The sequence below is a fragment of the Kosmotoga sp. genome (assembly GCF_982836095.1).
Genome location: NZ_CEYIHJ010000145.1, coordinates 1 through 4,857 on the forward strand (window position 1 = coordinate 1; position 4,857 = coordinate 4,857).

Annotated in this window: 1 protein-coding gene; it reads left to right on the forward strand. The window is 42.3% G+C overall.

The window, feature by feature from the left end; translation table 11 throughout:
- Nucleotides 1–254: 254 nt before the first annotated feature.
- Nucleotides 255–4,700 carry an Hsp70 family protein gene (locus AC3LHT_RS08845; RefSeq protein WP_488662628.1) on the forward strand — a complete coding sequence of 1,482 codons (4,446 nt, stop codon included), beginning with the start codon at nucleotides 255–257 and terminating at the stop codon, nucleotides 4,698–4,700.
- The last annotated feature ends 157 nt before the right edge of the window (nucleotides 4,701–4,857 follow it).

Sequence of the window (4,857 nt, forward strand, 5' to 3'; positions counted from 1 at the left end):
CAGAGCATTACTCGGTTCACTACACGCCAATTGGCACAATCTCCGGTCGTTAGGCTGCTGTGTGGCGAAGTATCGTTGAAGTCAGTTGAACATTGGTAGCGTAATTGGTGGCTATCGTTCGCGAGATGGGGTAGATCGATTCGTTTCTTTGCTATCTCCCGGTAGCAAGGCAGTCGCTGCCTTGTACCAGTTAAACGCTCATCTTTGACCGTTTAGCTTTCTAACAGCAAAAAATGTTCTTGCAAGGAGGACTTGTGATTCGTTTATTGAGAATATTTCTCTCACCCGAAAAGATAGCAGCTGGGTTTGAGAAAGGTCTACAAAGAGCTGTCTCGGCAAACAACCAGCAGAGAATAGTTTCCATTTTCTACAAGTCGTTTATGTTTCTAGTAAGGGAAAAGAAAGCCCAACTCCTTTCCAATTTAGTTCTATCGTACGGCTCCAAGGTTGATGATTTTGCCTCATTAGAAAGGCAAATTACGTCTATTCGACTAAAGAAAGCTGCCAGTTTTTTGGAAGAAAACAAGCTTGATTCCGCCGCACTAATGATATGTGAACATGCCGGATATGATACGGAAGCCATTGAGATTCTAGCCAAGCGAGGTCGAGCTAATGATTTAATGATGCATATAACAAAGGATAACATCATTGATAAAGAATTACTTGGAACAGCGGTAGCATTTTGGGAGAGATATAATGGGGATATCAGAAAAAGCCCAACGATGAGCAATGCGTTGATCAGTATAGCCCAATTTGCGTCAGAGAGTATTCCAGATAATCCGCGAGTGAAAGAAATCATTGACCAGTTCAAGGAAGCCGCCATCCTATATGTTAAAGAAGGAGATTTACGCAATGCCGCAAGGTGCTACGAAAACACCGAAATGTATGGGGAGGCGTGCAGGATTTATGAGGAAATTGGAGAAAACGAAAGGGCTTCGAGGGCTGCCGAATCTTTGGGGGATCTGGAAAAGGCCTTGAAATTGGTTGTTAATCCAGAACGGAAGGTAAAACTATTAATTCGAATGGAAAGGTTTCTTGAAGCACGTGAATTCGCTGTTGGCCTCGAATCTCCTGACGAGTATTTTGATTTGATAAAAGAACGGGCAAAACAGCGGATGGAGGTAAAGATCAAGGGCCACGACTATATCGGTGCAATGGAATTAGCAGATGTTGCAGAGTGCGAATCCACCGAGAGAGAAAATATCTTGGTGCTTGGCCGTCAGCATTTTGATAGAGAAATAGCTTCTGCTGCATCAGAAAAAGATATCAAGTCAATATATCGAGACAGGGTAAGACTTGAAGAAAAGGCAGGACACTTTGAAGAAGCCGGGAGGCTCGCCGAAGAAGTTTTTGGAGATTTAGACCTTGCCAGTCGTTTGTACGAGAAGGCTAATCTGTTCAATCGCGCAATTGGCACAGCATCTGGGCTTATTAGGTTGGCAGAACTGCATAAAAAGGGAGGTAATCTATTAAGAGCGGCTAACTTGTATGAATCAGCAGAGCAATATGATGAAGCTTGGCGTCTTTATGAAGAAGCTCACAATTCTAATAAGGCGGTTGAATGTTATCTAAAAACAGACAGCCCCAGTCGAAATGTTCTCATTCGACTTTATACAGGAGCAGGAGAATTTGAAAAAGTTGTTGAGATTTATATCAAGTCCGGGACTTTTACGGATTTGGAGAAGGCTCTGTCTATTGCGACAATCCATAAACTGACGAGCCATGTCAGGATTATCAAGGAAAGAATATCAGAATTTGTATCAGGAAGCGAGAAAGATCTAGAACAGTGTTTCATCAACGCAAGGGACGAGGTGCTTGGTTCATACTCTCAAACAATTGGAATCGATTTTGGAACAACCAACTCGGTAGCAGCAATATTCAATAAGAAAACCAAGAAAGTAGAAATAATCACTACTCCTGGGGGTTCTGCATATGTACCCTCTTTTTTTGGAGTTGATGAGAATAATCATCCCATTTTCGGCGAGGCGGCTCGGCTGCGATCTTTGACTGTGCCCAATTGTGTTGTGGCGCGTGTCAAACGAAGTCTTGGCGAGAAGAAGAGTTTTTCTGTAGGCGGGACATTATATAGAAGTGAAGAGGTAGTCGCGAATTTTCTTCAGCATCTTGTATCAAACGCCAAGGTCTATGTCCAATCGAAAGTAGAAGCAAGGTTCTATGATCTTCTGAAGCAGAATAACCTAAAGTTTCCTGCAGAAGTGTTAAAGGCGTTTCTGAATAAGCAAAAGGGATATAACCATATTGAAGATGTCGTTTTATCCGTACCAGCCTATTTCAATGATAATCAAAAGAGAGCTACGAGAGACTCGGCCGAGATTGCAGGGCTTTGCGTTCGACGTCTATTACACGAACCTTCCGCCGCAGCTTTGGCCTATGGCTATCAAAAACCATATTCAGGAAAACTGGCAGTGATCGATCTAGGCGGCGGAACGCTAGATATTTCAATCGTGGATATAGGAGAAGGGGTAAATGAGGTTCGAAGCATCGGGGGTGATACAAAATTGGGAGGGAGCGATATTGATGCCAGACTAGTTGAGCACACAATAAAGAATATCAGGCAACTCTGGGGGATCGATATCAACGAAGAAACTCACTCGACTGAAATTGCTCGTTTGAGATATGCGTGTGAAAATTTAAAGATAAACCTGTCTTCAGTAACCCAAGCCACTATGGAATTGTCGCATTTTTTGAATAAACCTAGATACACATTTACCTTGACAAGAACAGAGTTGGAACGTTTATCCAAACCAATACTTGCTCGTATCAAGTCAACCATTGAAAAGACGATAAAAGAGTATGGTTCAAGTATAGATAACTTTATTTTGGTAGGAAATGCCACCAGGATGCCTGCCGTCCGTGATTTGGCAAAAAGAATCATCTCTGCAAAACAATTAGCGGGTATAGATCCTGGAACCGTGGTAGTAACAGGGGCTGCATTACAGGGATCTATCCTGACGGGTGAACTGACACAAATAGTGCTTCTGGACATCGTTCCCTACAGCCTTGGAATTGCGGCAATTGAGGGGACAGGTGAAAAAGAGGCCATTAGTAGATTGATAGAGAAAAATTTGACAATTCCGATTACGAAATCAAATATCTATAGCACAAAAGAAGACAATCAATCCAGTGTACATATCAAGATATATCAAGGCGAATCATCACAACCCCATAGGAATTATTTCTTGGGTGATTTTGTCCTTGCAGGAATTCCACCCGCGCCCGCTCACACTCCCAAAATAGAGGTAACTTTTGACATTGGCGCCGATTGTGTCTTGACGGTTACGGCAGTGGATAAATCCACGGGCAACAAACGGTCAATAAGAGTTGAGCGTGCTGTTGTGCTATCAGCCCAAGAGAAAGAAAACTTGCGCAACTACTTTGCACAAAGGGAAAAGGCTTACTCGTTCGAAAAAGAGTTAGGACAAACAAGATTGGAAATTGATGCTTTAAAGTTGTCTTGCGATGAGACCATCAGGGCTGCCGAGTACGCTATTAAGGATTTCTTTGAACGATTTCATGAAAAGATGGAGGTCAACCCACAGCTTTACACGGCGAATCCGGATCAGATCAGGGAAATTCAGAATATGTTTATCCAAAAAGATCAGTTTGTTCATGGTATTCCGAAATATCATGATCAATTCGCTTCGATACTTAGTAATCTAAGGCAAATCGAGACGAGACATCTAGACTTTAGTGATAGTGACATTGCTTCAAAGCTGAAAGATCGAATTGATGCTTTGATCCATTACAAGCAGGCTTTAGAAAACACCCTAAAGTCGGTTGAGAAGAATGTCACAATAATCGTGGAAAATTGGATTCAGATATTGGAATCAATGGAACCCGATTTGGAGAAAATGAATCCTCTTGAAATGGCGAGTTATTATCTGACCGCAGGAAGAGCTAATAAGGCGAGAGAAATACTAGAATCTCTTGCATCAAGCGCAGAAGGCTTGACAAAGGAAGCATTCCATCTTCTTTTGAAATGTCAGATTTCGCTTGGATTGAGAGAGGAATATAGAGACACACATAAGCGGTTCGGCAATTTATTTGGCCTAGTCTACCCGGACTTCAATCGCTTGAATTCTTACCTGAAAGCTGTGGATGAATCTGTTTTCATGATTCAAGGAGTTTCTGAGCAACACGTTATTTTCTTTGGCAGCGGATTTTGCATTGCTCCAAATCTGATTGTTACAAATCGCCACGTGATTGAGAAAATGAATCGGCAGCAGATAAAAATCGTTGGCAAAAATACAACTTGTAAAGTTGATCAGTTAGAATTGGATCCGATTAACGATTTGGCAATTTTGAGAGTAAGTGAAAATCTGAAGCCCTTTAAACTAGGCGAGTTTGGTTTTGTGGAGCCAGGCGAACAAGTTCTTACGCTCGGTTTTCCTTCTCCAAGCTCCAATATACACAGCGAGAATATCTATATATCGAAAGGAATCGTCAATTCCATCAGGAAAATTGATGCTTCATCGGAACGAGTCATTTTTATTGATACAAAGATCGGAAGTGGAATGAGTGGAGGTCCGCTAATTAATGAATTGGGCGAAGTCGTTGGCATTGTTACTCTCATTAGGTATGGTATGAGACAAAGTGAAAAAGGGATGGTTCTTGTGGAAGATCAGCCAGTAGCGTTGCCGATTGATTTGGCCCGGAAATATTTAATGAGCATCTATTGACAACAAGAATTGTCGTTACATCAGAACCCTATTCCTCGCGTGTAGGGCGTACGCAGCCTAACCCGCGCATGCAGCCGACCTTGCTATCGAGTTTCGTTTTGAAGGGTGTTTTGTTTTTGGCCGGTTCAAGTGCAGTCTGATCACACTGGCAGCCGCA